The organism is Mucilaginibacter sp., assembly GCF_025359345.1.
Taxonomy (GTDB): Bacteria; Bacteroidota; Bacteroidia; order Sphingobacteriales; family Sphingobacteriaceae; genus Mucilaginibacter.
The window spans coordinates 150,133-175,611 of record NZ_JANYGQ010000026.1 but is presented as its reverse complement, the minus strand read 5'-3'; the positions used below and the strand labels follow the sequence as shown (position 1 = coordinate 175,611).

Below are 25,479 nucleotides of genomic sequence, written 5' to 3'. Positions count from 1 at the left end.
TTTGGTAATTTATAGGGCAAAATGAGTGACAAATCTCACATCTTCGTTATACCTTATTAAATATCAAATCGAATGCCTTTTTTATCAAAGTGGTTACTGCCGGGTGCGCTGAGCATAGTTTGTTTACAACAGGTTTATGCTCAGCAAAAACTTGCGCCATATTATCCCTCTAAACAGGAGGTTGTGGAATCGTACATAAAGCAGGCGAGGCTCGATTCGCTGCTTAAAACAATCCCGCTCAACGCCCGCATACAGGCTAACTGGCAACAGGATAATTCCTTTTGGTACGTGAAACATTTACCAGCCGACGACCAGGAATATTATTTCGTTAATGCGGTTAAAGGCAGTAAGGAGAAAGCGTTTGATCAGCAGCGTTTGGCGGAAGGTATAAAGGCTGTGACGGGCAAAAATGTATCGCCGCTGAAATTGAGTATATCGAAAATGTTTTTCAGTGCAGATGCCAAAACTATCACTTTAAAAAAGGGCGCCGACTGGATACAGTGTAATTTAAATACCTACCATTGTGTAAGGGCCACCGATACCTCATTTTACCGCTATGATAGTTCGAAACCGTTGCAATCACGTACTTACCGGTGGGAAGCGGCGCGAAGGGATTCTATCTCTCCGGATAAAAAGTGGCGGGCTTACAGCAAAGGGGGCAATCTTTTTATAAAGGAGCTTGAAGCCGGCAAAGAGGTGCAGTTAACCCGCGACGGAAGTTTGGATAAGCCTTATGGCGATTTCTCCTGGTCGTCGGATAGCAGGCATCTTATCGGGTATTTGAGCGATCCGGTCGAGTCGAAAAAGGTTTACTATGTGTTGAGTTCGGTTGCGGGCACCAGTCGGGGACAGCTAAAGTCGCATGAGTATGACCAGCCGGGAGACCCGTTTACCACTTATACGCCTTTTATTTTTAACATCGACGATAAGAGCGCAATCAAAGTAGATGCAGACAAAATTGATTTTTTTGGCGCACCCCAGGCTCATTGGCGAAAAGGCAGCGACAGGTTCTATACGTATGAAAGGGTTGACAGGGGGCACCAGCGCTTTCGCGTAATTGAAGTTGATGTTACCAACGGCAAAACCCGGAATGTTATTGATGAAAAAACAAATACGTTTATTTATGAACAGCGTCTGTATACCCGTTATTTACCTGATACCCATGAAATAGTCTGGATAACGGAGCAGGACGGCTGGCGGCATATTTATTTGGTAAATGATATAACCGGCGACCAAAAGCTGGTTACAAAAGGCAACTGGGTTGTGCGCGATATCGATAGTGTCGACACCCAAAAAAGGCAGATATGGTTTACCGCCAGCGGTATAAATCCCAATGAAGACCCGTATTTCATCCACTATTATCGCATAGGATTTGACGGCAAAAACATGATCGACCTGACACCTGCAAAGGGCAACCATATTGTCGTATTTTCGCCGGACAGGGCTTATTATCTCGATACGTATTCGCAAGTGAATGTTCCGCCAGAAACCATACTGTGTAAAACTATTAGCGCTGAAAAAATCCTGGAAGTAGAAAAAACTGATACCCAGGCATTGTTAGCTACCGGGATTAAATTACCTGAGGTATTTGTAGCCAAGGCAAGGGATGGCAAAACTGACATTTGGGGTGTTGTTTACCGCCCCGCTAATTTTGACAGCGCGAAAAGCTACCCCATAATTGAAAATATATACGCCGGCCCGCAGGATTCGTTTGTGCCCAAAAACTTTAGTCCGGCAAACGAAATGCAAAGCATTGCCCAGCTTGGTTTTATTGTGGTACAGGTGGACTGCATGGGAACAGCAAACCGGTCCAAAGCTTTTCACGACGTGTGCTGGAAAAATATAGTAGACGGCGGATTCCCCGACCGTATTTTATGGATAAAAGCACTGGCTAAAAAATATCCGCAGGCTGATACTACACGGGTGGGTATCTATGGTACATCTGCAGGCGGCCAGAATTCGGCACAGGCCGTATTGTTCCATGCCGATTTCTATAAGGCCGCAGTTTCGTCCTGCGGCTGCCATGATAACCGTATAGATAAGCAATGGTGGAATGAACAGTGGATGGGCTACCCGGTTGGACCGCATTATGATGAACAATCAAACATTACCAATGCGGGTAAATTGGGCGGGGCCCTCTTGCTTATCGTCGGCGAGGCAGATGAAAACGTGCCACCTGAGTCTACTTTTCGTTTTGCGGATGCCCTGGAAAAGAGTAATAAAAACTTCGACCTGGTTGTTATCCCGGGTTCAAACCATACGGATGGCGGACCTTATGGCCGCAGGAAGAAAAGGGATTTTTTTGTTAAGCAGTTGCTCAACGTGGATGCACCGGGGAGAGAGATTGGGGAGCATTAGAAACGGGTTTAAACATCAGAATATCTAAATTTATGCTGTGTTGCGTAAAAATTGTTTATCCTTTTGCTGGGCCGGCAATTAGTTGATTAGCTTCCCTGTTAGTAGCCGCAAGCATTCCGACTTGTGGCCTGCATGCTAAGTAATCATTAGATAGGTTAACTAAGTGATATTTTTCCCAATCAATAGCACAAGCACAGTTATTACCTTTCAGCCCCCCAACAGATCTGGACGTCGAACAAGACTCTCTCCTGAACTGGAAATGCTCAACGTTTTTATTATCATTGTGTAACCAAACCATTTTACAGCAATGGATACGACTAAGCTTAAAATAATTCTCTACCGCATCTGTATGGGCGTAGTTATTATTTGGTTGCTGGCCGTAGCGATATGGGAGTATGGTATTGATAACCAGTTTGAGGCGATATTTCTCCCGTTGCTTGCTTTGGTACTTTCGTGGCAAACCATAAAAAGTTGGCGCAGTCCCAATTGGGGCCAAGTGGCTTACCTGGCATTTTATATGGTATGGATTTCCTTTTTTAACCTGCGCAGAAATTACAACGACCACCAAAATAAGTTGCAGCTCGCTAAATATGGGCCCGCATTCAACGCAAAGCGCACTAAATTCGGCATACCGGTTATCCCGGCTAATTGGGAATCATCTTATTACGGCGGTCGCGATGCTGAATGGCGTAAAAAAGGCAACACAATTGGTCATCAAAATAAAAGTATATTTCTCGACTCGCTGCACCGGCTTGAATTCGAAGAAGATTTCTATAACCTTAAGCATGCCGATAGTGTTGACAGATATGTTAGCATAAGTACATATTTTTCTAAATCAGGAAGCGTCGATTCAACCAGTTATAGGTACGAAGCGGGGATGAACAATAAAACGATCTCGCGTACTCAAGCAGACAGCATTTTTATGGTGGAAAAGATTCAGAAAGACTATTCCTCGAATCTGGCCGAGAATGGCGGGAAGCAGCGGCAATAGGGCTAAAACGAAAAAATTATCATAAAAAAATATCCTGGCTAAAAATGGAACACCTGATAATCAGCATGTTTCATAGCGTTCGGGGTGTTCCGCGTGCAAAAATAGAACGCTTAGCCGGAGTCATGGCGGAAAAATCACAAAGTAAATCCCCCGCCGGTACAGCTTCCCGCTTAAACCGGCGGAAGAAGTTTCAATTTTGCTGATTTTCCTATTTTAATTGGCGTCTCAAAATTTGATTTTTTCTTTTGTAACTTTGGGTATGACGATATTAACTGTAAACATACCAGATGATAAAGATTTGGCGGCTGTGCAAGAAGCATTAGACCGTTTCGAATTGTCTTATATCGTAGATGCAAGTGCCGATTATAGCTTTAACGAAGCAGAGATAAAAAGCTTTTTAAAATCAAAACAAGACTTTATTGACGGTAAAACAACTGCGCGCGATTGGAAAGACATAGAAGAAGACCTGAACGGTGCCTACAATTAAATTATTAAAGCGGGCAGAACTTGAAGTAATTGATGCTTGTGAATGGTACGAGAAACAACAAGTAGGTCTTTCAGCTAAATTCAGAAAGGAACTAAGATTCTCGCTACAATTCATCGATTTGAATCCGAAATTGTACGCGAAGAGATACGACACCGATTTGCGTTTTACCCCATTAAATAAATTCCCCTACGTTATTGTTTTTTGGTACGATGATAATTTAAACACCGTATTTATTACTTCGGTTTTCCATACGAAAAGGAAACCGGACGGGTTTAAATCATAATTGGTTCTCTCTGTCTGGTTCAATCGTCCAACTTGAACCCAACAGGTGTAAGTGTTCCGCTTACGAGAGGTATTTTACAACATCGGAAAGATAATCCACTAACTTTAATCTAGTAACCTCAGCAGGGCGCTGACGCAAACAAATGATTTTTATGCGGATCAAGTCCTCTTCTCGCGCGAGTCTGACGACGTGGCCTGCAGGGCAAAGGTGACCCGTGCGCAGCTGACAGGTAACAAACTATGCCGGCTGCCTGCTAAGCTGCGGCGGCACTTAACGCCCCTTCGCCCATCTAAAAAATCGCACCGATTGAAATATGAAACGCCTTTTATCAAATATTCACACGGGCCAAAATAGCGACTTAATTGATAATCAACATATTCCACAGCGTTCGGGGTGTTCCGCGTGCAAAAATGGAACGCTTAGCCGGAGTTAAAACTGAAAAATCATCAAAAAAATCCTCCTAACTAAATACGTAACGCCTGATTATTAAATATTTACGCAGGCCTAATTATTGACATAATTGATAATCAGCATACTTCACAGCGTTCGGGGTGTTCCGCGTACAAAAATGGAACGCTAAAAATGTGGAGAGAACTCCCCGAAAAATGTTTAATTATTTGACTGTCAATCGATTATAAACAGGTAAAAATTGAAGTATTTGATAATCAGCATGTTTCATAGCGTTCGGGGTGTTCCGCGTGCAAAAATGGAACGCTTAGCCCGCAATACCATGCTTACTCCTCTTTCAAATCGGCCAGCATAGCCGTGGCATAGCTATTCTTATTTTTACTATTCGATTCTTCTGCCATATCGGTAGCATCTTCCAGGTTATTCTCCGATTCGTATATGATGGCAAGGGTATAGGCCGCTTTTGATGCTATTTTCACATCAGGGTCCACCAAATAGGGTTGCAGAAGGCTGTCGGCCTTGTCAAAATTGCCGGCAATTATTTCCTGGTTTATCGGCCTCAAAAATTTATCGTCGAACAATGGCCGGGTGTGGGTGATGTAAAAAGGGAAGAAATCCTGCAGGGCGTTCTCCGCTGCGTGCTGTGCTGCGGCCTTCACTTCGCTCTTATGCCCTTTTATAGTCGGCTGGAAAATCAGGGAAGCTATTATACCTGCGTTTACGGTCTGCTCCAACGGGTCTTCGGCTTTTCCGCTTAACTTGCGGTAAAAAATCCCGTTGTCCTCGTACAGCATAAAATCAGCGGTCGAATTGGTGTTGTATGTTGTTTCATTACTACCTATCTCAAACAGGGTAATTTTTGCCGAAAAGTTTTTCAATGCCAAAACGTAATTAGCATGGTATTTTGCCGCTATTTGTTTTATCGAGTCGGTGTTAGGGGCCAACGCAACTGAATCAACAATATTTATAATCTTAGTATGCGGCAGCGCGCCAAGTTGAAAGGCAGCGTGACTAATTGCTGCGTAAGCCGCTTCTTTAAGTACGGCTACTGTCTTTTTATTTCCGCTTAATTGCGTGGGGTTAAACTGGTTTATTACCACAACCGTATTGGTATCGGGCTTCAGGAAATATTTTGCTGCATAGTTCACCGATACATCAACGCTTTGCGCAGCAGCACAGGTAGTTACAAACAAAAAAATAGCGGCAAAAATGGGCTTCAATAGTTTCATTGCTCTATAAACGTCTAAAGTATACTTTTAACATGAAACTGTTGTGAAAAAAGTAAGCCCGGTCTTGCACCAGGCTTACTTAACTAACTAAACTGACCTTATTATTAAAAAATTTACTCGCCGCAAAGGAACAGTTGTTATGTAAAGTCGGTGTTAAGGAAGGGATAAATATTAGCACAATTAATATTAACCAGCATCGGTTCTATAAATGAATCAATTAGCTAAATTACAACTACTCACTTAATCAACTTAATCAACCATTTACTATATTTGCCTGCCTCTTCTACCAGGAGCAGTTATTAAAAATATGGCTAAAAAACAATCCGAAACACCCGAAGCCCCAAAGCACATTGCTGTTGTAACCGATGCTTCCCTTGCATTTTTCGAAAAATATATTAATAACCCCTCGCCTACCGGTTTTGAATGGAAAGGCCAGGAATTATGGCTCGAATATTTAAAGCCTTATATTGATGACCATTATGTAGATAACTATGGCACCGCCGTAGGTATCATCAATAAAGATGCGCCTTACAAAGTAGTTATTGAGGCTCATGCCGACGAAATATCGTGGTTTGTAAATTACATTACCAGCGATGGTTTGATATATGTTATCCGCAACGGCGGCTCCGACCACCAGATAGCGCCCTCAAAAAGGGTTGACATCCATACGGATAACGGCATAGTGAAGGCTGTATTCGGCTGGCCGGCTATCCACACCCGCAGCGCGGGCGAAAAGGAAGAGGCCCCTACCCTTAAAAACATCTTTTTAGATTGCGGCTGCACCAGCAAAGAAGAAGTTGAAAAACTGGGTATCCACGTAGGTTGCGTAATAACTTACGAAGACGAGTTTATGATACTCAACAACCGCTATTATGTTGGCCGTGCGCTTGATAACCGCGCCGGTGGCTTTATGATTGCCGAGGTTGCCCGTTTGCTGAAAGAAAATAAAGTAACCCTTCCGTTTGGCTTATACATTGTAAATGCCGTACAGGAAGAAATTGGCCTTCGTGGCGCAGAAATGATTGCGCACCATATTAAACCAAACGTTGCCATTGTTACCGATGTTACGCATGACACCCAGACGCCAATGATCAATAAGATCACCCAGGGCGATTTGGCTTGTGGTCGTGGTCCGGTAGTATCCTATGCGCCTGCGGTGCAGAATAATTTAAACAAGTTATTGATTGAGTCGGCCAATAAAGCGGGTATCCCTTTCCAGCGCCAGGCGTCATCACGTTCAACAGGTACTGATACGGATGCCTTTGCCTACTCAAACGATGGCGTGCCATCAGCATTGATCTCGCTGCCATTGCGTTATATGCATACTACGGTCGAGATGATACACAAAGAGGACGTCGATAACGTTATCCGTTTGATCTACGAAACGCTGTTGAATATTAAAGCAGGACAAGATTTCAGGTACATCAAATAAATCGGCTTCGGCAAAACAATTATTGTTGATAACCATTATTTAACAGGATATTTAAAATAAAACCGTCATATTTACATTTATTTATTGTGCCCAGTAATAAACTATGAAACCTACATTATTAATATTGGCCGCCGGTATGGCCAGCCGCTACGGCAGCATGAAACAAGTTGACGGCTTTGGCCCCAATGGCGAAACTATAATTGATTATTCAATTTATGATGCAATTAAAGCCGGCTTCGGGAAAGTTAGCTTTATTATTAAAGAAGAATTCCAGGATAATTTCAAAGCGATTTTTGAGCCGAAATTAAAAGGACTTATAGAAACTGATTATGTTTTCCAAAATTTCGATCTGAAGCCTTTTGGTATCGATAAAGAAATTGAACGCGCCAAGCCTTGGGGAACCGCCCATGCTGTATTAGCTGCCCGCAACCAGGTGCACGAGCCTTTTTGCGTTATTAATGCTGATGACTTTTACGGTTACGATTCGTTCGAAAAAATGGCGAAGTTTTTAACCACCGAAGTAACCGACGATACTTATTCACTAATCGGCTACCAGATCGACAGGACTTTATCTGATTACGGAACCGTATCGCGCGGTGTATGTAAAGTTGATGATGCCGGCAATATGATTGAAATTAACGAGCGTACCGAAGTTTACTTTAAGCCTGACGGCAGCGTAGCTTACAGGGATGCAACCGGCGAGCACGACCTAAGCAGCGATACCCGCGTGTCAATGAACTTCTGGGGCTTTACTCCTGCTGTGTTCAAACAAAGCGAACAAATGTTCAGGGATTTTGTGGCAGCAAATGAAAACAACCCAAAATCAGAATTTTTTATCCCGATAGTAGCCGACAATTTGATTAAAAGCGGCGAGGCATCTTTTAAAGTTATCCCAACCGCATCAAAATGGTTTGGCGTTACTTATAAAGAGGATAAACCAATTGTACAAAAATGCATTTCGGATTTGGTGGAGAACGGTACTTATCCAGCTAATTTGTGGGCATAAAAGTCCTTTCTTTTGATATTAAAATCCTGCTTTATGGCGGGATTTTTTGTTTTTAAATATATCCCAATCCGGAAAACGTTATCTCAATTTAGTGGTTACCTATTATACGGTAAAGTAATTAGGATAAATTATGCAACTTGAAATCATCGGAAATATTGAAAGCGTAAAAAATAGCACTAACCACCTCCTCATAAAAACTCCAGAGGCAACCGCCCGCATCTGGGTTTACAGCGATTCCGTCATCCGGGTCAACGTCAGCAAGGCATTTGATGAAACAGATCCTTCTTTCGCAGTTATACAAAGCCCGGCAGGCCAACTTGATTATTCGGAAACCACAGATGAAATCGTTATAACTACGTCGCTATTAAAACTCCGTATCAACAAATCTCCACTCCGTCTCAATTTTTATACTGCCGATGACAAAGAACTAAGCAAAGATGATGAGCGCTTCGGCATCAACTGGCAGGGCGAGCGGGTAATCAACTACCGAAAGCTGTACGCCGATGAAAAGTTTATCGGCCTGGGTGAAAAGACCGGCAACCTCGACAAGCGCGGCAGCAGCTTTACCAACTGGAACACTGATGCAGCCTTGCACGATACCAAAAGCGACCCGTTATACAAAACCTTCCCCTTTTTTATCGGCATCCATAGCGGTCTTACCTATGGGCTATTTTTTGATAACACGCATAAAAGCTATTTCGATTTTGGCGCTACTACCGACGAACAAATGAGCTGGTTTGACGCCGATGGTGGCGATATGAACTATTACTTTTTCGGTTCCCAAAGCGTGGCAAAAATAATTGAAGATTACACCTGGCTAACCGGCAGAATGGAAATGCCGCCGTTGTGGAGCCTGGGTTACCAGCAATGCCGCTGGAGTTATATGAGCGCTGCCGAGGTATTGGATATTGCACAACGTTTCTGCAAAGAAAAAATCCCGGCCGATGTGATGTATTGCGACATAGATTACATGCACGGATTTAAAATATTCACGTGGAATAAGGAGACTTTCCCCAACCCGAAAGCATTTATTGCTAAGCTAAAAGCTATGAATTTTCGCCTAGTTATTATTGTAGATCCCGGGATCAAGATTGAAGATGGTTACAAGCAATATGATGAAGGGGTCGATAAAGATTACTTTGCCAAATATCCCAACGGCGAAAACTATACTGCCGATGTTTGGCCCGGCCGCTGTCATTTCCCCGACTTCTTTCGGGACGATGTGCGCGAATGGTGGGGTGCAGCTTTTACTGCATTAACCGAACCCGGCGTCGAAGGGTTCTGGAACGATATGAACGAACCCGCGGCCTGGGGTCAGAACATGCCCTGGCTGGTAAAGTTTGGCGATAAATTTATGCCCGAGGTAAGGAACGCGTACGGCATGCAAATGGCGCGCGCCACATACGAAGGCACAAGGAAGATTTTAGGCGACAAACGGCCATTTATACTTACACGAGCAGCTTATGCCGGCACACAGCGCTATTCGGCGGTGTGGACGGGTGATAACTCTGCTTACGATGAGCACATGCTGATGGGCCAGCGCATGGTGAGCAGTTTGGGTATTACAGGCATGTCTTTCGTTGGCGTTGATATCGGCGGTTTTACCGGCGATCCAACTCCCGAACTCATGGCACGCTGGAATTCACTGGGTGTCTTTACCCCCATGTTCCGTAACCATGCCATGCAGGGCACCATTATGCGCGAACCGTGGCAATGGGGCAAAAAGAACATGGCCATTATCAAAAAGGATATCGAACTGCGCTACCGTTTACTGCCTTATATCTATTCCGGTTTTTACCAATCGCACAAAACCGGCATACCACTTAGCCGTACGCTTGCTATTGATCATACGCATGATGAAAACGTGTACGATGTAAAATACCACAACCAATTTTTATTCGGCGACAGCGTTTTAGTAGCCCCGGTAGAAAGCACCCAACTTACTGCTGAAGTTTACCTGCCTTCAGGTAATTGGTACCGGCTCAGCAGCGGGGAAAAATATGCCGGCGGACAAGTCTACAATGTTGATACACCCTTAACCGACCTTCCTGTGTTTATAAAAGCCGGAGCAATTATCCCCATGCAAAACATAGTGCAAAGCACCAATGAAAAAGGCGATGGCATATTGGAACTTAATGTTTGGTACGGTAGCGAGGTTTGTAGTTTTGTTTATTATGAGGATGACGGAACATCTTACGATTACGAAAACGGAGATTATAATAAACGGGAAATAACTTTTAACCCGGCTAAAAGAACGGTTACATTTTCAGAAGCCGAGGGATCATTTAAATCAAAGTTCAGCCACATCCAGTTGTTGCTGCATGGATTTGAGGATTTGCCTGGTACAAAGAGAAAAGTCGAAAAACGTTATCAGCATAAAAATATCAATAGCTTATTTAAAATTGATTTTTAGCTAATATTTGGTAGCTTTAAATATGTCATTGTCCTACAAAATTCTGCTTAAACCCGAGCCTGAAGGCGGCTATACAGTAAACGTGCCAGCGCTTCCGGGCTGTGTTACTTATGGGGTTGACTTGGAGGAAGCCAAACTAAATGCCAGAGAAGCCATTGAGTTGTATATTGAAAGTTTAAAGGCGCATGGCGAAGAAATCCCCTCTGACGAAGACGTGCTCGAATATAATCTGCAACTTTTTACATGAGCAACGAACGCATAAAGTTGATAGTATGGTTACTTTGTATACTAACTACCAGCGTTTTCCGATAAATTTAAACAACCGATATGCAAAATGAGCCGGTTCAAATAAAAATCTACGACAAAAGAGAAAAATCCACCTCAACAATTTATGTGGAGCAACTTGCCGAAAATCAATTTAAATGTATTGATAATGACATATTCAATTGCCGTTTAACTCTTGGAACTGAGTTTAAAACCCGTACCAATGAAGAAGGCTGCCATGAAATTATTAAGATTACCAAAGAGTCCGGGTTTATAACCCGGCGTTTTTTTCTTACCTCACAATTTAGGTCATCGGACTACCGACTGTTGGGCGATGAAATAGTAAAGAATGGCGGATTTTGGCAGGTAGATTTTGGGGGCATCGCGACAATAAATTTACCAAAAGATGGCGATTTTGATATTGACAAAATTTTCAACATTTTCGATTTCGCAGTGAACGAAATTAAGGATTGATTGAAAAGTGCCAACGACGTCAAACGATTGCTATTTTACGCCGCACATTCGTTTGTTTTATCAAACGGCTTCCAATGCTGAAACAAACGATTACATTTTCGATACAACAAAAAACCCCGGCTAAATAAATAGCCAGGGTTTTATAGTTTATAAATCTCTTAGGAGATTGGGATTATTTTACTTCTTCAAAGTCAACATCTGTAACTGTGTCAGCGTTGCCTTCAGCATGAGGCGCGCCTGCGCCACCGTCAGCACCTGGTGCGCCGCCTTGCTGGCCTGCATCACCTGTCGCTTTGTACATCTCTTCAGACGCTGCATTCCATGCGTTGCTTAATTCAGCCTGGGCTGCATCAATATCGCTGAAGTTTTTAGCTGCATAAGCTTCTTTCAGTTTTTTCAAACCTTCTTCAATCGGAGCTTTTTTATCTGCAGAAATTTTATCGCCGTATTCTTTCAGCTGCTTTTCAGTCGAGAAGATCAGGGCATCGGCACCGTTCAGTTTTTCAACTTCTTCTTTTGCCTTTTGGTCAGCATCAGCATTTGCTTCGGCTTCGTCCTTCATCTTTTTGATCTCGGCATCAGTTAAGCCTGAAGATGCTTCGATACGGATTTTTTGTTCTTTACCTGTTGCTTTATCTTTTGCGGATACGTGTAGTATACCATTAGCATCGATATCAAAAGTTACCTCAACCTGTGGCACGCCACGAGGTGCTGGTGGAATACCATCCAGGTGGAAACGGCCTATTGTACGGTTAGCCGAAGCAATCGGGCGCTCACCCTGCAGGATGTGAATTTCAACTGATGGCTGGTTGTCAGACGCTGTAGAGAACACTTCCGATTTTTTGGTCGGGATAGTAGTGTTTGATTCTATCAGTTTGGTCATTACACCACCCATAGTTTCAATACCTAATGAAAGCGGGGTAACGTCAAGCAATAACACGTCTTTTACTTCGCCGGTTAATACACCACCTTGTATAGCTGCACCAATAGCAACAACCTCATCGGGGTTAACACCTTTTGAAGGCGCTTTACCAAAGAACTTCTCAACAGCTTCCTGTATAGCAGGTATACGAGTTGAACCGCCTACCAAAATCACTTCGTCGATATCAGATGTGCTGTAACCTGCATTTTTCAAAGCAGTTTTGCAAGGCTCGATAGTACGTTTGATCAAACTGTCAGCCAGTTGCTCAAATTTGGCACGGGTTAAAGTTTTAACAAGGTGCTTAGGCACGCCGTCAGTTGCAGTTACATATGGTAAGTTGATTTCGGTTTGAGCCGAGCTCGACAACTCAATTTTAGCTTTTTCTGCAGACTCTTTTAAGCGTTGTAAAGCCATTGGGTCCTTACGCAGGTCAACACCTTCGTCGCTCTTAAATTCGTCAGCCATCCAGTCAATGATCACCTGGTCAAAGTCGTCGCCACCAAGGTGTGTATCACCATCGGTTGATTTTACTTCAAACACGCCATCACCTAATTCAAGGATCGAAACGTCATGTGTACCACCACCGCAGTCAAATACGGCAATCTTCATATCCTTGTGTGCTTTGTCAAGGCCGTAAGCCAAGGCAGCAGCAGTAGGTTCGTTTATAATACGGCGAACTTTTAAGCCTGCAATTTCACCTGCTTCTTTAGTGGCCTGGCGCTGTGCATCGTTAAAATAAGCCGGTACGGTAATAACCGCTTCGGTAACTTCATGGCCCAAAAAGTCTTCGGCTGTTTTCTTCATTTTCTGAAGTATCATGGCCGAGATTTCCTGTGGGGTGTACATGCGGTCACCAATTTCAACACGCGGGGTATTGTTATCGCCTTTAACCACTTTGTATGGCATGCGCGCAGCCTCTTTGGTAACCTCGTTAAACTGGTTACCCATAAAGCGTTTTATTGATGAAATAGTTTTTGTAGGATTTGTAATAGCCTGGCGTTTCGCAGGGTCCCCTACTTTACGTTCGCCGTTGTCGATAAAAGCTACTACAGACGGCGTAGTACGTTTACCCTCGCTGTTGGCAATAACTACGGGCTCGTTACCCTCCATTACTGCAACGCAGGAGTTAGTTGTTCCTAAGTCGATTCCAATTATTTTAGACATATGATTATATTTTCCTGATTGATTGTTATTAATTTACTACAGCTATTTAACAAGGCATGTGCCAATCATTACTTTGGCAGGAAAAATGGCGGGGAATGACGAAATGATGAAGGAGAAAGGTTAAAAACCGTCAGTTAATTGTATAAAAACGGTGACAGGTTGGCAGGAAATGGCCAGTAGGATTCGACAATCGCAGGTAGTATATTGCAGTTATGAAAGCATTTCTATTATTTGCATTTATACTGCTATCGTCTGTCGCCCGCGGTCAAAACGAACTCGCGAAAACCAACTCCCTCTTAACCTGGCTTATTCAGAAAGATCATATTACCCATCTTGAAAGAAAAAGTAACGCAGGCGTGTTTTACGATACCAGTTATCTAAAAAAGCAAAGTTTAGTCGACGAATCCCTTAAAAACATCCCCAACTTATGTATAAAGGATATGCTCTCTCCATGTGAAGTTGAGGCCTTTAAAACCGTACCACGTATGCTGATGCAAACCGATTGGAAAAAAAAGCACTCAAAGTTGAAGGTTAAATTTGTTACCGACGATTATGTCGAGCATAAAGAAGTACAAAACGCTCCATTTATGGTATACACTTTTTCAGAGCCGCTTTTTTTAAATAAAAACAATTCGCGGGTTTTAATAGGCGAGTCATTTATTTGCGGGATGGTATGCGGGAGGATAGATTTATTACTGTGCGAGTTTAAAAACGGCAATTGGCAATTACTTGGCAGAGCCATTGTCGAAAATGAATAAGCGGCAATAGCTGCCGGGCGTCCCCAACAACAATTGCCTGTCATAGTTGCTAACTTAGCAAGTTGGACAAGGGCATTCACCTGGATTTAAACAGGTTTTGGTTGCAGCGCATTGGAATAATCCAGTGCAGCAGCCTTGGCTGTACGATACGCCGTTTTGTCCGTGCATAGCGCAGCCTGGTAATTTGCCGCCCTGAACTGCTCTCATCTCTTTTTTAGAAAGGGGTTTTCCTAAGTTGGAATTCATAATTTGATATTTGTTTTCTGGCCCTGGTTTTTAAAAGGTACAAGGCTCACTACCTTTTTGAGGCTGATCTATAGCTGATTTAACTGATCAATCAATAAAAAATTCAATGAAAATGGCCCAAAGCAAAAAAGCGGTTGAGGCATTGTGTTGCGTTTAGGTTAAGATAAAACTACATAAACTTATCCTACAAAACAAAATTTTCTGTGCAATTTAATTTCATAAGCCAGGTGCCGGAGTTTCTTCTTATACGCAGCAAAACATCGTTCTGCTATCAATAAATATTTATATTTGGGTATAAATAAAACGCCTCTGCAACTCAACACACTCAAAAGGCAGACTACACTGCCTGGAATTGTATAACAATTAGCCAAATACACCCGGCTAAAACTTCAATTAATAAATTGGACAAAGTTTTTTATTGTTATTAATTTCAAAAATCAAATGTTTTTTATCGAATCGGAACGGTTGCTAATGATACCGTTAACACACGAATTATTACAGTTATTACACAACAGCAGGGCCGTAATGGAGCAGGCGCTCGGCCTAAAGACATCAAATTACCAGGTAAGCGAATTTTATCAAAAAGAGATAGACGATGCGATGATAAACTTTTGGCTGCCAAAAACTCTTGCAAACCCTAATGCATTTAAATGGTACACAGATTGGGAAATAGTGCTCAAAAGTATCAACACGTCCGTTGGTGGCATGGGCTTTAATGGTGAACCGAACGAGAACGGCGAGGCAGAAACAGGTTACATGATTGATGAGCAGCACCAAAACAAAGGCTACGCGACCGAGGCGCTGCAATTATTAAGCAACTGGGCTTTTACTGATGCAAGGGTTGGATCTGTTATTGTGCATACCTACCAGGATAACCTGCCATCAAGAAGAATACTGATTAAATCCGGATTTGAAGAAGTTGGGGTGGATGCAGATGGGCTTATGACGTTCCGGTTGATTAGAAGTTCAACCTAATTAAACTGTAGCCATTGCTGGAACTATAAATGTATATTTCCTTATAAAAAAGAATGCCCCGCCAAAAGCGGGGCATTTCCTTAATAATTAGATTTATTTGGATTTAAAATTATTCGCCTTTTTCTGCATTTTCTTCATTTGCAGCAGGAGCCTCAGGAGCTTCTGGTTTAGCAGCAGGAGCTTCAGCTACCGGTGCCTCTGCCACAGGGGCTTCAGCAACTGGTGTTTCAGCAACCGGGGCAACTTCAACAGCTTCGGCTACAGGAGCAGCTTTAACAGCAGGCTCAGCAGTTTTAGCTTTAGCAGAACCACCACGACGACGGGTTGATTTCTTTTCAGTTTTAGCAACGTCGGTACCGTAAACAGTGTTGTAATCAACTAACTCAATCATTGCCATTTCAGCGTTGTCACCCAAACGGTTTTCCATTTTGATGATACGTGTGTAACCGCCCGGACGGGTAGCTATTTTCTCAGCAATCTCGCGGAACAGGATGCTCACAGCATCTTTATCCTGCAGATAGCTAAATACTGTACGGCGTGAATGCGTAGTATCGTTTTTTGCTTTTGTAAGAATTGGCTCAACATAACCGCGTAAAGCTTTTGCTTTTGCTAATGTTGTAGTGATGCGCTTGTGTAAGATAAGCGAAGTGGCCATGTTGCTCATCATCGCCTTGCGGTGACTGTTTGTGCGGCCTAAGTGGTTTAATTTTTTACCGTGTCTCATTGTTTTTTTGTTGTTGTGGCACGTGCATACCGTCGGACGGCGTTTCCGTCAAGTCCTTGGAATTATGCAAATACTCAGTTGTAAATTTGAGTGATGGGTAGTGAGATCGCCTCAGTACGTTGCTCTGTTGTTATTAAATGTAAAATGGCGATTAAAGAACTGAAACTAATTTCTATTCTCTAATCACCATTCACTGATTATTCTTCGTCTAACTTAAATTTCGACAGGTTCATACCAAAAGATAAGCCTTTTGATTTAACCAGGTCCTGAATTTCAGTTAATGACTTTTTACCAAAGTTTCTAAACTTAAGCATGTCAGCAACGTCGTATGATACTAAATCGGCCAGGCTACGGATGTCGGCAGCTTTAAGGCAATTTAATGCGCGTACTGAAAGGTCAAGATCAACCAGTTCGGTTTTAAGGATTTTACGCATGTGTAAAATTTCCTCGTCAACTTCTTTGGTTTCTTCTTTAGCCTGTGCTTCAAGCATCATGTTCTCATCACTGAACAGCATAAAGTGCTGAATAAGGATCTTAGCCGCCTCTTTAAGTGCATCTTCAGGATGGATTGAGCCATCGGTGGTAATATCCAGAACTAATTTTTCATAGTCTGTTTTTTGTTCCACACGATAGTTTTCGATGGTATATTTAACGTTTTTGATAGGTGTGTAAATCGAGTCGATTGCTATTACACCTACGTTAGCGTCAGGATTTTTATTTTCTTCACTTGGAACATAACCGCGGCCCTTGTTAACAGTAAGCTCAATTTCAAGCGTTACTGACGAGTCCATGTTACAAATAACAAGCTCAGGATTTAAAACCGCAAAGTTGTTTGAAAACTTGGTGATATCACCTGCATTAAAAGCATCCTGGCCATTAATGATAACAAATATCTTTTCGCTGTCGCCAGATTCACCGGTTTTCTTAAACCTAACCTGTTTGAGGTTAAGTATAATTTCGGTAACGTCTTCTACAACGCCTTTAATGGTTGAAAACTCATGCATTACTCCCGAAAAACGTACTGAAGTAATCGCAAAACCTTCAAGCGAAGAAAGTAAGATACGACGCAGAGCATTACCAATGGTTATACCGAAGCCTGGTTCTAACGGACGAAACTCAAACGTGCCATCAAAATCAGTTGATTTCTGCATGATAACCTTGTCTGGTTTTTGAAATGCTAAAATTGCCATTTATATCCTTTATTTATTGTTTACTAATTGAAATGATTTAAACCACGAAATGATTGACAGAATGTGCCAATCATAACGCGGATAAGTATCGTTATTATTTTGAGTACAACTCGACGATAAGGTTTTCCTTAATGTTTTCAGGAATCTCATCGCGGTTCGGATAGTTAAGGAATTTGCCTGTTAAATTGGCAGCATCCCACTCAAGCCAGCTGTATTTGTTAATTCTGCGGCCGGCTACCGAGTTTGTAATTGACTCAAGTGATTTTGATTTTTCGCGAACCGCGATAACGTCACCTGCTCTTAATGCATATGATGCAATGTTTACAACCTCACCGTTAACAGTGATGTGCTTGTGGCCAACTAACTGGCGTGCACCTGAACGGGTTGGAGATATACCTAAACGGTATACGGCGTTATCTAAACGGGCTTCTAAAAATTTCAGCAGGTTTTCGCCTGTGATACCTTCTTTAGCTGAAGCACGGTGAAACAGGTTTTCGAACTGACGTTCTAACACACCATAAGTGTATTTAACTTTTTGTTTCTCCATCAACTGGGTTGAATACTCTGATTGCTTTCCTCTTCTTTTGGAAGCACCATGCATGCCCGGTGGGTAATTTTTTCTGTCAAGCGCTTTATCCGGACCAAAGATTGGTTCACGGAAACGGCGCGCAATTTTGGATTTTGGTCCTGTATATCTAGCCATTTTTTGTGGTTTTTAAAGTATCAAGCAGCCCGCAGCTGCCGAATCTTAGCTTTAAAAAAATTGTTAATTAAACTCTTCTCCTTTTTGAAGGGCGGCATCCGTTGTGCGGAAGCGGTGTAATATCTTTTATTGTAGTTACCTCGATGCCTGCAGTTTGCAAAGTACGGATAGCTGATTCGCGACCGGCGCCAGGGCCTTTTACAAATACTTCAACCTTGCGTAAGCCTAAATCATAAGCTACTTTACCGCAATCAGATGCAGCCTGACCGGCAGCATACGGGGTGTTCTTTTTTGAACCTTTGAAACCCATTTTACCTGCAGACGACCATGAAATAGCCTGGCCTGATTTGTTGGTAAGGGTGATGATGATGTTGTTAAAAGTAGCGTTGATGTGTGCTTCGCCAACCGACTCAACAATTACAATACGCTTTTTGGTTACTTTTTTAGCTTTAGCCATTTTTTCTTTAATGTTTGAACCAATGAATTACTGGATTAACGAATAATCCGGACCCATTGATAAGTTATTTAATCAGGTAATCCTAACGACGAAAGAGCGGAAACTAATTTCTGCCCTTCAATCATTAATCACTATTTAGTAGCCTTTTTCTTGTTAGCAACTGTCTTACGTTTACCTTTACGGGTACGTGAGTTGTTTTTAGTACGCTGACCACGCAAAGGCAAACCTTTACGGTGACGGGTACCACGGTAGCAACCTATATCCATTAAACGCTTAATGTTAAGCTGAACTTCTGAACGCAGCGAGCCTTCAACTTTTATCTGGTCATTAATTATACCACGTATAGTAGCTAATTGCTCATCATTCCATTCTTGTACTTTGGTATCAAAATCAATACCGGCTTCAGTCAAAATTCTTTGAGCTGTTGAGCGGCCAATGCCGTAAATGTAGGTCAGGCCAATCTCGCCTCTTTTATTCTTTGGTAAATCAATACCTGAAATCCTTGCCATATTTTTTGTTTGTGTTTTTAGGTAATAACCGAACGGCGGGCCACCGTTGTACGAATTATCACAATCTCTTTAATTATCCCTGACGCTGCTTAAATTTTGGGTTCTTTTTGTTTATAACGTAAAGTTTCCCGTTGCGGCGGATGATTTTGCAATCAACACTGCGTTTTTTAATGGATGCTCTAACTTTCATCTCTGTTATTATTTATATCTATAGGTTATTCTACCCTTTGTTAAATCATACGGACTCATCTCCAGTTTAACCCTGTCGCCAGGTAAAATTTTGATGTAGTGCATCCGCATTTTTCCGGAAATATGCGCAATAATCTCATGACCATTTTCCAGTTCAACCCTGAACATAGCATTTGATAATGCTTCCCGAATTGTTCCGTCCTGTTCAATCGATGATTGTTTAGCCATATTTTACTGATTATTACTTAATTATCCGCCTTAAAACCGGGATGCAAAATTAATAAAAATATTTTAATTATTATTAATTTCTTTTAAAACATTATCTACGTACGAAAACGTTGAAAGAATATCCGGTTGTCCCTTCCTGATAGCCACTGTATGCTCGTAATGAGCCGACGGCTTGCCATCAATGGTTGATACGGTCCATCCATCGTCCCAAAACTTAACACGGGCTTTGCCGGCATTAATCATCGGTTCAATAGCAATCACCATTCCTTCTTCCAGTTTTACACCAGAACCACGTTTACCGTAGTTAGGTACTTCGGGCTTTTCGTGCAGCTCTATTCCTACCCCGTGTCCTACCAGTTCCTTTACTACGCCATAACCATGCTTTTCGGCATGCTCCTGAACGGCGTAACCTATATCGCCAATGCGTAAACCTGCAACAGCTTTCTCAACCCCAAGGTCAAGACACTCCCGGGTAACGCGCATTAGTCTTTTTACAGCATCGCTAACTTCGCCAATGGCAAATGTAAACGCCGAATCGCCGATGTATTTATTCAATACCACGCCGCAATCAACCGATACCATGTCTCCCTCAACCAGTTCTTTCTGGCTTGGGAAACCGTGTACCACCTGGTCATTAGGCGAAATGCATAATGAATACGGAAAACCGTGATAATTTAAGAATGCAGGAACACCCCCGTTGTCACGGATGAATGTTTCTGCAAGCTTATTTAATTCGATAGTTTTGATACCGGGGCGTATAACTTTCGCAATCTCCCCAAGTGTTTTGGAAACAAGTAAAGAACTTTCTCTTATGAGCTCTATCTCCTCGACAGACTTATAATGGATCTTTGACATTGTTAATTTAGATAACAGGCTGGCCGGTATCGCCTGATGGGATAGCGGTGCGCCCTTTAATTCTTCCTGTTTTCATTAAGCCATCATAGTGACGCATTAACAGGTGGCTTTCAATTTGCTGTAACGTATCCAATACAACACCTACTAATATGATTAGTGAAGTACCGCCGAAGAAACGCGAAAACGAACTGGTTATACCTACCATGCTGGCCAGGGGAGGAAGGATAGCTATGATAGCCAGGGCTATTGAGCCGGGTAACGTAATTCTTGATATTACACCATCAATAAAGCTACCTGTATCTCTGCCTGGTTTAACACCGGGAATAAAACCGCCATTCTTTTTCATATCCTCAGCCATTTGGTTCGGATTAACAGTAATAGCAGTATAGAAATACGTAAACAGGATAATCAATATTGCAAACAGCGCATTATGCCCCCATGACGTATAGTCAGACAATGCCATTAACACTTTATTTTGTGCCGCATTCGGGAAAAATTGCTGAACGGTCGCTGGGATAAACATTAACGCCTGGGCAAATATAATAGGCATTACACCCGCAGCATTTACTTTTAACGGTATGTACTGGCGAACACCACCATACTGTTTGTTACCTACGATACGTTTTGCATACTGAACAGCAATTTTGCGGGTACCCTGCACAATTAGTACAGTAAACATTACTACAGCAATAAGTGCTACAATTTCAACTATGAAAGTTACCAAACCACCTGCTACACTTGAAGTGCGAGACTGGAACTCTGTTAAAAATGCACCTGGCAAAGCTGAGATGATACCAACCATGATGATGAGTGATATACCATTGCCAATACCTTTATCGGTAATTTTCTCACCAAGCCACATCACAAACATAGTACCGGAAGTTAACACGAACATATTCAAAATAGTGAAATATGGGTTTGCCAGCTCCATCTGCTCAGGAGATATCTGCGACCTTAAGTAACCGATAGCCTGCAAAGCAGTAATACCGATAGTAAGATAGCGTGTCCACTGATTAATTTTATTACGACCACTTTCACCTTCCTTTTGAAGTTTTGCAAAATAAGGCACCGCTATACCCAATAACTGCACCACAATGGAAGCCGAAATATAAGGCATTACACCTAACGCAAAAATTGACGCACGTGAAAACGAGCCCCCGGCAAACATGTTGAGCAGCCCGGCTATGCCTTCTTTGTTTTGATCATGGTTCAGCGAAGCAGCACTAACGCCTGGCAGGACCACGTATGACCCTACGCGGTATATCAAAAGAAATAAGAGTGTGTTAGTAATACGCACTCTTAAATCATCGATTTTCCAAATATTGGATAATGTGGTGAAAAATTTCTTCATCGAAAAATTATAGCTTAACTATGGTACCACCTGCTGCTTCAATAGCTTTTTGTGCTGTAGCAGTAAATGCATGGGCTTTAACTTCTAATTTGGCTTTTAATTCGCCACGGCCTAATATTTTAACAAGGTCGTTACGTGATGCCAGTCCGTGTTCTTTCAGTGTATCAAAATCAACTGATGATAAAGAATATTTCTCAGTTAATGCCTGTAACACGTCAAGGTTTACACCTGTGTACTCAGTACGGTTAGGATTTTTAAATCCAACTTTAGGCACACGGCGCTGCAATGGCATCTGGCCACCTTCAAAACCAACTTTAGTGCTGGTACCTGAACGTGAACCGGCGCCTTTATGGCCACGGGTTGATGTTCCGCCACGGCCAGAGCCTGTACCACGGCCAATTCTTTTTCTATTTTTAGTAGAACCTTCTGCAGGTTTCAGATTACTTAAATTCATGATATTAAATATTTTCTACCGCTACCAGGTGATTAACTTTTTTAACCATACCGATGATAGCCGCAGTAGCTTCAACTTCTACACTGTGGTTGATCTTTCTTAAGCCCAGGGCCTCAACCGTACGTTTTTGGCGCTCACTTCTATCGATCACGCTTTTAATCTGGGTTATTTTGATTTTTGCCATGACAGATTATCCGTTAAATACTTTACCTAAACTAACGCCGCGTTGCTGGGCTACAGTATAAGCATCACGTAATTGTGATAATGCCGATACAGTTGCTTTAACCACGTTGTGCGGATTTGATGAACCTTTTGATTTTGCCAATACGTTGTGTATACCGGCACTTTCCAATACTGCACGCATTGCACCACCTGCAATTACACCGGTACCGTTTGCTGCTGGTTTTATGAAAACAAAACCACCGCTAAATTTACCAATTTGCTCGTGAGGTATAGTGCTGTTGATAATTGGAACTTTTACCAGGTTCTTTTTAGCATCATCAATACCTTTTGCAATAGCTTCAGTAACCTCTTTAGCTTTACCTAAACCATAACCTACAACACCATTCTCATCGCCCACTACCACAATGGCACTGAAGCTGAAAGTACGGCCGCCTTTAGTTACTTTGGCTACACGCTGTATGCTCACCAAGCGGTCTTTTAATTCGATCTCGCTTGTTTTTACTCTTTTTATGTTGATTGTTGACATTTCTCTTTTCGATTAAAAGTTTAAACCACCCTCACGTGCACCTTCAGCCAATGATTTAACACGACCATGGTACAAATAACCGTTCCTGTCGAAAACCACATCTACTATACCAGCTGCAATAGCTTTTGAAGCAACCAACTTGCCAACGGCAACCGACTGATCAATTTTAGTACCTTCTGCTGCAGTAAAATCTTTTGATAACGATGAGGCCGACACTAATGTCTTACCGCTTACATCATCAATGATCTGTGCATAAATACCTTTATTGCTCCTGTATACTGACAAACGAGGGCGTGCTGAAGAACCTGAAAGGCGCTTCCTGATCCCCATCTTAATTCTGTCTCTTCTTGATAATTTTGCTCTAGCTGCCATGACGATTATTTTTTAGATGCTGATTTACCTGCTTTTCTTCTCAATACTTCGCCAACAAACTTGATACCTTTACCTTTGTATGGTTCCGGTGCACGTAACGAGCGTATTTTCGCTGCTACCTGGCCTATAAGTTGTTTATCAATTGACTCTAAAATGATAGTTGGGTTTTTACCCTTATCAGCAGTTGTTGAAACTTTAATCTCTTTTGGTAATTCAAAAACGTAGTGGTGAGAATATCCCAACACTAAATCTAATGTGTTACCTGTATTGGTTGCGCGGTAACCCACACCCACTAATTCCTGCTCAATTTTGTAACCTGTGGTTACACCAACAACCATGTTGTTTATAAGCGCACGGTATAAACCATGTAATGCTTTATGGCGTTTTTGATCAGAAGGGCGTTTTACAACCAGGTTTCCTTCTTCCTGTTCAACAGTGATATCACTGTCAACAGCCTGTTGCAACTCCCCTTTTGGGCCTTTTACAGTAACAACATTACCTGCCGATACCGAAATTGTAACCCCTTGAGGTAGTGCTATAGGTGATTTTCCTACTCTTGACATTGCTTAATTTCCTCCTATTAATATACGTAGCATAAAACCTCACCACCAACATTCTGTGCGCGAGCTTCTTTATCGGTCATTACACCTTTAGAAGTCGACAGGATGGCGATACCTAAACCATTTAATACTCTTGGCATATTATCCATGCCTGCGTATTTCCTCAAACCTGGTTTACTGATGCGTGCGATGCTGCGGATAGCAGAAATTTTAGTTATCGGGTGGTATTTCAAAGCTACCTTGATGGTACCTTGAGGACCGTTGTCTTCAAACTTAAAATTAGCAATGTAACCTTTGTCGAAAAGCACCTTAGTGATTTCCTTCTTCAGATTTGATGCAGGAATTTCAACAACCCGGTGGTTGGCTTTAATAGCATTCCTTACTCGTGTAAGATAATCTGCGATTGGATCTGTATTCATTTTATTGTGTTATGATAGTGGTTTCCTTCCGGTAACGTCCCGGGCGACCTTCTATCGGTTAATTCTTTGTATTTCGGAATTCGGATGTTCGATTTCGGATTTACCGTTCGCGCTGTCCTATTCCTGCTGATATTCAAATTCCGAAATCGTAATTCCGAAATCCGACATCAATTTACCAGCTTGCTTTCTTTATTCCGGGGATCTTTCCGGCCAGGGCCATATCACGGAATGTAACACGTGATATACCAAACTGGCGCATGTATCCGCGCGGACGGCCTGTTAATTTGCAACGGTTATGTAATTTAACCGGTGATGAGCCTTTTGGCAATGCATCTAATGCTGCAAAGTTACCTTCAGCTTTAAGGGCCGCTCTTTTTTCAGCGTATTTAGCTACTAATTTAGCACGTTTAACTTCACGTGCCTTTACACCTTCTTTAGCCATTGTTAGTTGGAGTTTGATTTTTAAATGGTAAACCAAATTGTTTCAGTAACTCTAATGCTTCAACATCATTTGTTGCCGAGGTTACAAAGGTAATATCCATACCCTGTATCTTGTTTATCTTATCGATATTGATTTCAGGAAAAATGATTTGCTCAGTTACACCTAAAGTATAGTTTCCGCGTCCGTCAAAACCTTTATCGTTAATGCCTTTAAAGTCACGTATACGTGGCAATGCAACAGCAATTAAACGGTCAAGAAACTCGTACATTGTATTATCGCGCAACGTAACACGTACGCCGATAGGCATGTTTTTACGCAATTTAAAGTTCGAGATATCTTTTTTAGATTTTGAAGATACAGCCTGCTGACCGGTAATAGTGGTCAATTCGGTAATTGTATTTTCAATAAGCTTTTTATCAGTCGTAGCACCACCAACACCCTGGTTAATGGCGATTTTTTCAAGCTTAGGAACCTGCATTACGCTTTTGTACTGAAATTTGTCTTTCAGTGCAGTACGAATTTCGTCCTTATACTTCGTTTTTAATCTTGGTACGTATTCCATTACTTAATTTCCTCTCCTGATATTTTTGCAAACCTTACTAATTTACCTGCATCATTCTTTTTACGGCCAACGCGGGTTGCTTTTCCTGTTTTAGGATCAACCAGCATCAGGTTTGAGATTGCTATGGCAGCTTCCTGCTTAACAATTCCACCGTTTGGTTTTGCTGCATTCGGCTTAGTGTGTTTTGATACTAAATTAGCACCTTCAACAATAGCTCTGCCCTTTTCTAATATTACTTCTAATATTTTACCTTGCGATCCTTTTGAATCGCCGGCTATAACCTTAACCAGATCACCTTTTTTGATCTTTAGTTTGGTTGGCTGTGTGTGTTGTTTCTTTTCCATT

Annotated in this window: 31 protein-coding genes; 11 read left to right on the top strand and 20 right to left on the bottom strand. The window is 42.1% G+C overall.

All coding sequences use genetic code 11. The features are described 5' to 3' along the window. Positions 1-72 precede the first annotated feature (72 nt). The 4 genes from Q0R52_RS17275 to Q0R52_RS29370 all read left to right on the top strand — a co-directional run bounded on the left by Q0R52_RS17275 (position 73) and on the right by Q0R52_RS29370 (position 4,119). A complete protein-coding gene (locus tag Q0R52_RS17275) occupies positions 73-2,358 on the top strand; it encodes a S9 family peptidase (protein WP_295796446.1) in 2,286 nt (761 codons plus the stop codon). Between the two features lie 307 nt (positions 2,359-2,665). Next, positions 2,666-3,349, top strand: a complete 684-nt coding sequence (locus Q0R52_RS17270; RefSeq protein ID WP_295796445.1) for a hypothetical protein — start codon at positions 2,666-2,668, stop codon at positions 3,347-3,349. A gap of 259 nt (positions 3,350-3,608) precedes the next feature. Then, entirely contained in the window at positions 3,609-3,836 is a 228-nt protein-coding gene (locus Q0R52_RS17265; protein ID WP_295796444.1) for a hypothetical protein, read from the top strand. Beyond that, positions 3,823-4,119 carry a type II toxin-antitoxin system RelE/ParE family toxin gene (locus Q0R52_RS29370; protein ID WP_366520913.1) on the top strand — a complete coding sequence of 99 codons (297 nt, stop codon included), beginning with the start codon at positions 3,823-3,825 and terminating at the stop codon, positions 4,117-4,119. Before Q0R52_RS17265 ends, Q0R52_RS29370 begins: the two co-directional genes overlap by 14 nt. Positions 4,120-4,853: 734 nt before the next feature. Here Q0R52_RS29370 and Q0R52_RS17260 read toward each other — a convergent pair. Continuing rightward, positions 4,854-5,756 carry a DUF6340 family protein gene (locus Q0R52_RS17260; RefSeq protein WP_295796443.1) on the bottom strand — a complete coding sequence of 301 codons (903 nt, stop codon included), beginning with the start codon at positions 5,754-5,756 and terminating at the stop codon, positions 4,854-4,856. A gap of 307 nt (positions 5,757-6,063) precedes the next feature. Here Q0R52_RS17260 and Q0R52_RS17255 point away from each other — a divergent pair, with 307 nt between their 5' ends. From Q0R52_RS17255 to Q0R52_RS17235, 5 genes are all read left to right on the top strand, one after another. Then, positions 6,064-7,188, top strand: coding sequence for a M42 family metallopeptidase (locus tag Q0R52_RS17255; RefSeq protein ID WP_295796441.1), 1,125 nt, complete (start codon positions 6,064-6,066; stop codon positions 7,186-7,188). Between the two features lie 103 nt (positions 7,189-7,291). Then, positions 7,292-8,194 (top strand): sugar phosphate nucleotidyltransferase, encoded by a 903-nt coding sequence (locus Q0R52_RS17250; protein WP_295796440.1) that lies wholly within the window; start codon positions 7,292-7,294, stop codon positions 8,192-8,194. 130 nt (positions 8,195-8,324) lie between these two features. Continuing rightward, the gene (locus Q0R52_RS17245) at positions 8,325-10,607 is read left to right on the top strand and encodes a glycoside hydrolase family 31 protein (RefSeq protein WP_295796439.1); all 2,283 of its coding nucleotides are present in this window, start codon (positions 8,325-8,327) and stop codon (positions 10,605-10,607) included. A 22-nt stretch (positions 10,608-10,629) separates the two neighbouring features. After that, positions 10,630-10,854 (top strand): type II toxin-antitoxin system HicB family antitoxin, encoded by a 225-nt coding sequence (locus tag Q0R52_RS17240; protein ID WP_295796437.1) that lies wholly within the window; start codon positions 10,630-10,632, stop codon positions 10,852-10,854. Between the two features lie 80 nt (positions 10,855-10,934). After that, positions 10,935-11,345, top strand: coding sequence for a hypothetical protein (locus Q0R52_RS17235; protein WP_295796436.1), 411 nt, complete (start codon positions 10,935-10,937; stop codon positions 11,343-11,345). Positions 11,346-11,517: 172 nt separating this feature from the next. On the opposite strand, the gene dnaK is transcribed toward Q0R52_RS17235, so the two are convergent. Further along, a complete protein-coding gene (gene dnaK / locus Q0R52_RS17230; RefSeq protein ID WP_295796793.1) occupies positions 11,518-13,464 on the bottom strand; it encodes a molecular chaperone DnaK in 1,947 nt (648 codons plus the stop codon). A gap of 179 nt (positions 13,465-13,643) precedes the next feature. Here dnaK and Q0R52_RS17225 point away from each other — a divergent pair, with 179 nt between their 5' ends. Then, complete coding sequence (locus tag Q0R52_RS17225; protein ID WP_295796434.1) at positions 13,644-14,189, top strand: hypothetical protein; 546 nt, start codon at positions 13,644-13,646, stop codon at positions 14,187-14,189. Positions 14,190-14,876: 687 nt separating this feature from the next. Beyond that, positions 14,877-15,410 (top strand): GNAT family N-acetyltransferase, encoded by a 534-nt coding sequence (locus Q0R52_RS17220; RefSeq protein ID WP_295796432.1) that lies wholly within the window; start codon positions 14,877-14,879, stop codon positions 15,408-15,410. Positions 15,411-15,519: 109 nt separating this feature from the next. Here the strand turns inward: Q0R52_RS17220 and rplQ are convergent, their stop codons facing one another. From rplQ to rplX, 18 genes are all read right to left on the bottom strand, one after another. Then, on the bottom strand, positions 15,520-16,134 hold the full coding sequence (gene rplQ / locus Q0R52_RS17215) for a 50S ribosomal protein L17 (RefSeq protein ID WP_295796431.1): 615 nt from the start codon (positions 16,132-16,134) through the stop codon (positions 15,520-15,522). Positions 16,135-16,331: 197 nt separating this feature from the next. Beyond that, positions 16,332-17,324: a DNA-directed RNA polymerase subunit alpha gene (locus tag Q0R52_RS17210; protein WP_252788384.1), complete on the bottom strand. Its 993-nt coding sequence runs from the start codon at positions 17,322-17,324 to the stop codon at positions 16,332-16,334. Positions 17,325-17,418: 94 nt separating this feature from the next. Continuing rightward, positions 17,419-18,027, bottom strand: a complete 609-nt coding sequence (rpsD, locus tag Q0R52_RS17205) for a 30S ribosomal protein S4 (protein WP_295796429.1) — start codon at positions 18,025-18,027, stop codon at positions 17,419-17,421. Between the two features lie 67 nt (positions 18,028-18,094). Beyond that, complete coding sequence (rpsK, locus tag Q0R52_RS17200) at positions 18,095-18,484, bottom strand: 30S ribosomal protein S11 (protein WP_252788388.1); 390 nt, start codon at positions 18,482-18,484, stop codon at positions 18,095-18,097. A gap of 131 nt (positions 18,485-18,615) precedes the next feature. Further along, a complete protein-coding gene (rpsM, locus tag Q0R52_RS17195; RefSeq protein WP_252788389.1) occupies positions 18,616-18,993 on the bottom strand; it encodes a 30S ribosomal protein S13 in 378 nt (125 codons plus the stop codon). A 73-nt stretch (positions 18,994-19,066) separates the two neighbouring features. Beyond that, positions 19,067-19,183 (bottom strand): 50S ribosomal protein L36, encoded by a 117-nt coding sequence (rpmJ, locus tag Q0R52_RS17190; RefSeq protein ID WP_082855993.1) that lies wholly within the window; start codon positions 19,181-19,183, stop codon positions 19,067-19,069. An 8-nt stretch (positions 19,184-19,191) separates the two neighbouring features. Next, on the bottom strand, positions 19,192-19,410 hold the full coding sequence (gene infA, locus Q0R52_RS17185) for a translation initiation factor IF-1 (protein WP_022833270.1): 219 nt from the start codon (positions 19,408-19,410) through the stop codon (positions 19,192-19,194). A gap of 63 nt (positions 19,411-19,473) precedes the next feature. Beyond that, positions 19,474-20,265: a type I methionyl aminopeptidase gene (gene map, locus Q0R52_RS17180; RefSeq protein WP_295796424.1), complete on the bottom strand. Its 792-nt coding sequence runs from the start codon at positions 20,263-20,265 to the stop codon at positions 19,474-19,476. Between the two features lie 7 nt (positions 20,266-20,272). Next, a complete protein-coding gene (gene secY / locus Q0R52_RS17175; RefSeq protein ID WP_295796422.1) occupies positions 20,273-21,616 on the bottom strand; it encodes a preprotein translocase subunit SecY in 1,344 nt (447 codons plus the stop codon). Between the two features lie 7 nt (positions 21,617-21,623). Continuing rightward, positions 21,624-22,070, bottom strand: a complete 447-nt coding sequence (gene rplO / locus Q0R52_RS17170; protein ID WP_252788393.1) for a 50S ribosomal protein L15 — start codon at positions 22,068-22,070, stop codon at positions 21,624-21,626. A 4-nt stretch (positions 22,071-22,074) separates the two neighbouring features. Beyond that, complete coding sequence (gene rpmD, locus Q0R52_RS17165) at positions 22,075-22,254, bottom strand: 50S ribosomal protein L30 (protein WP_073405778.1); 180 nt, start codon at positions 22,252-22,254, stop codon at positions 22,075-22,077. A 6-nt stretch (positions 22,255-22,260) separates the two neighbouring features. Next, entirely contained in the window at positions 22,261-22,779 is a 519-nt protein-coding gene (gene rpsE / locus Q0R52_RS17160) for a 30S ribosomal protein S5 (RefSeq protein WP_094572244.1), read from the bottom strand. 12 nt (positions 22,780-22,791) lie between these two features. Further along, positions 22,792-23,151: a 50S ribosomal protein L18 gene (rplR, locus tag Q0R52_RS17155; RefSeq protein WP_295796416.1), complete on the bottom strand. Its 360-nt coding sequence runs from the start codon at positions 23,149-23,151 to the stop codon at positions 22,792-22,794. 5 nt (positions 23,152-23,156) lie between these two features. Further along, positions 23,157-23,714, bottom strand: a complete 558-nt coding sequence (rplF, locus tag Q0R52_RS17150; protein ID WP_295796414.1) for a 50S ribosomal protein L6 — start codon at positions 23,712-23,714, stop codon at positions 23,157-23,159. 17 nt (positions 23,715-23,731) lie between these two features. Further along, positions 23,732-24,130 carry a 30S ribosomal protein S8 gene (gene rpsH, locus Q0R52_RS17145; protein WP_252788398.1) on the bottom strand — a complete coding sequence of 133 codons (399 nt, stop codon included), beginning with the start codon at positions 24,128-24,130 and terminating at the stop codon, positions 23,732-23,734. 172 nt (positions 24,131-24,302) lie between these two features. After that, positions 24,303-24,572, bottom strand: a complete 270-nt coding sequence (rpsN, locus tag Q0R52_RS17140) for a 30S ribosomal protein S14 (protein ID WP_252788399.1) — start codon at positions 24,570-24,572, stop codon at positions 24,303-24,305. Beyond that, positions 24,565-25,134 carry a 50S ribosomal protein L5 gene (rplE, locus tag Q0R52_RS17135; RefSeq protein ID WP_252788400.1) on the bottom strand — a complete coding sequence of 190 codons (570 nt, stop codon included), beginning with the start codon at positions 25,132-25,134 and terminating at the stop codon, positions 24,565-24,567. The genes rpsN and rplE overlap by 8 nt, the downstream gene beginning before the upstream one ends. Continuing rightward, positions 25,134-25,478: a 50S ribosomal protein L24 gene (rplX, locus tag Q0R52_RS17130; RefSeq protein WP_252788402.1), complete on the bottom strand. Its 345-nt coding sequence runs from the start codon at positions 25,476-25,478 to the stop codon at positions 25,134-25,136. Before rplX ends, rplE begins: the two co-directional genes overlap by 1 nt. Between the last annotated feature and the right edge of the window lies 1 nt (position 25,479).

Excerpts from the sequence above, each read along its gene's own strand:
- rplQ (WP_295796431.1), bottom strand. The coding sequence starts at position 16,134 with ATGAGACACGGTAAAAAATTAAACCACTTAGGCCGCACAAACAGTCAC.
- rplF (WP_295796414.1), bottom strand. The coding sequence starts at position 23,714 with ATGTCAAGAGTAGGAAAATCACCTATAGCACTACCTCAAGGGGTTACA.
- Q0R52_RS17260 (WP_295796443.1), bottom strand. The coding sequence starts at position 5,756 with ATGAAACTATTGAAGCCCATTTTTGCCGCTATTTTTTTGTTTGTAACT.
- rpsK (WP_252788388.1), bottom strand. The coding sequence starts at position 18,484 with ATGGCTAAAGCTAAAAAAGTAACCAAAAAGCGTATTGTAATTGTTGAG.
- rpsM (WP_252788389.1), bottom strand. The coding sequence starts at position 18,993 with ATGGCAAGGATTTCAGGTATTGATTTACCAAAGAATAAAAGAGGCGAG.
- rpsD (WP_295796429.1), bottom strand. The coding sequence starts at position 18,027 with ATGGCTAGATATACAGGACCAAAATCCAAAATTGCGCGCCGTTTCCGT.
- Q0R52_RS17245 (WP_295796439.1), top strand. The coding sequence starts at position 8,325 with ATGCAACTTGAAATCATCGGAAATATTGAAAGCGTAAAAAATAGCACT.
- Q0R52_RS17250 (WP_295796440.1), top strand. The coding sequence starts at position 7,292 with ATGAAACCTACATTATTAATATTGGCCGCCGGTATGGCCAGCCGCTAC.
- rpsE (WP_094572244.1), bottom strand. The coding sequence starts at position 22,779 with ATGTCAACAATCAACATAAAAAGAGTAAAAACAAGCGAGATCGAATTA.
- Q0R52_RS17270 (WP_295796445.1), top strand. The coding sequence starts at position 2,666 with ATGGATACGACTAAGCTTAAAATAATTCTCTACCGCATCTGTATGGGC.
- rplE (WP_252788400.1), bottom strand. The coding sequence starts at position 25,134 with ATGGAATACGTACCAAGATTAAAAACGAAGTATAAGGACGAAATTCGT.
- rpmJ (WP_082855993.1), bottom strand. The coding sequence starts at position 19,183 with ATGAAAGTTAGAGCATCCATTAAAAAACGCAGTGTTGATTGCAAAATC.
- secY (WP_295796422.1), bottom strand. The coding sequence starts at position 21,616 with ATGAAGAAATTTTTCACCACATTATCCAATATTTGGAAAATCGATGAT.
- rplX (WP_252788402.1), bottom strand. The coding sequence starts at position 25,478 with ATGGAAAAGAAACAACACACACAGCCAACCAAACTAAAGATCAAAAAA.
- Q0R52_RS17265 (WP_295796444.1), top strand. The coding sequence starts at position 3,609 with ATGACGATATTAACTGTAAACATACCAGATGATAAAGATTTGGCGGCT.
- Q0R52_RS17220 (WP_295796432.1), top strand. The coding sequence starts at position 14,877 with ATGTTTTTTATCGAATCGGAACGGTTGCTAATGATACCGTTAACACAC.
- rpsH (WP_252788398.1), bottom strand. The coding sequence starts at position 24,130 with ATGAATACAGATCCAATCGCAGATTATCTTACACGAGTAAGGAATGCT.
- Q0R52_RS17235 (WP_295796436.1), top strand. The coding sequence starts at position 10,935 with ATGCAAAATGAGCCGGTTCAAATAAAAATCTACGACAAAAGAGAAAAA.
- rpsN (WP_252788399.1), bottom strand. The coding sequence starts at position 24,572 with ATGGCTAAAGAAGGTGTAAAGGCACGTGAAGTTAAACGTGCTAAATTA.
- Q0R52_RS17255 (WP_295796441.1), top strand. The coding sequence starts at position 6,064 with ATGGCTAAAAAACAATCCGAAACACCCGAAGCCCCAAAGCACATTGCT.
- Q0R52_RS17210 (WP_252788384.1), bottom strand. The coding sequence starts at position 17,324 with ATGGCAATTTTAGCATTTCAAAAACCAGACAAGGTTATCATGCAGAAA.
- infA (WP_022833270.1), bottom strand. The coding sequence starts at position 19,410 with ATGGCTAAACAATCATCGATTGAACAGGACGGAACAATTCGGGAAGCA.
- rpmD (WP_073405778.1), bottom strand. The coding sequence starts at position 22,254 with ATGGCAAAAATCAAAATAACCCAGATTAAAAGCGTGATCGATAGAAGT.
- Q0R52_RS17225 (WP_295796434.1), top strand. The coding sequence starts at position 13,644 with ATGAAAGCATTTCTATTATTTGCATTTATACTGCTATCGTCTGTCGCC.
- Q0R52_RS17240 (WP_295796437.1), top strand. The coding sequence starts at position 10,630 with ATGTCATTGTCCTACAAAATTCTGCTTAAACCCGAGCCTGAAGGCGGC.
- rplO (WP_252788393.1), bottom strand. The coding sequence starts at position 22,070 with ATGAATTTAAGTAATCTGAAACCTGCAGAAGGTTCTACTAAAAATAGA.
- map (WP_295796424.1), bottom strand. The coding sequence starts at position 20,265 with ATGTCAAAGATCCATTATAAGTCTGTCGAGGAGATAGAGCTCATAAGA.
- rplR (WP_295796416.1), bottom strand. The coding sequence starts at position 23,151 with ATGGCAGCTAGAGCAAAATTATCAAGAAGAGACAGAATTAAGATGGGG.
- Q0R52_RS17275 (WP_295796446.1), top strand. The coding sequence starts at position 73 with ATGCCTTTTTTATCAAAGTGGTTACTGCCGGGTGCGCTGAGCATAGTT.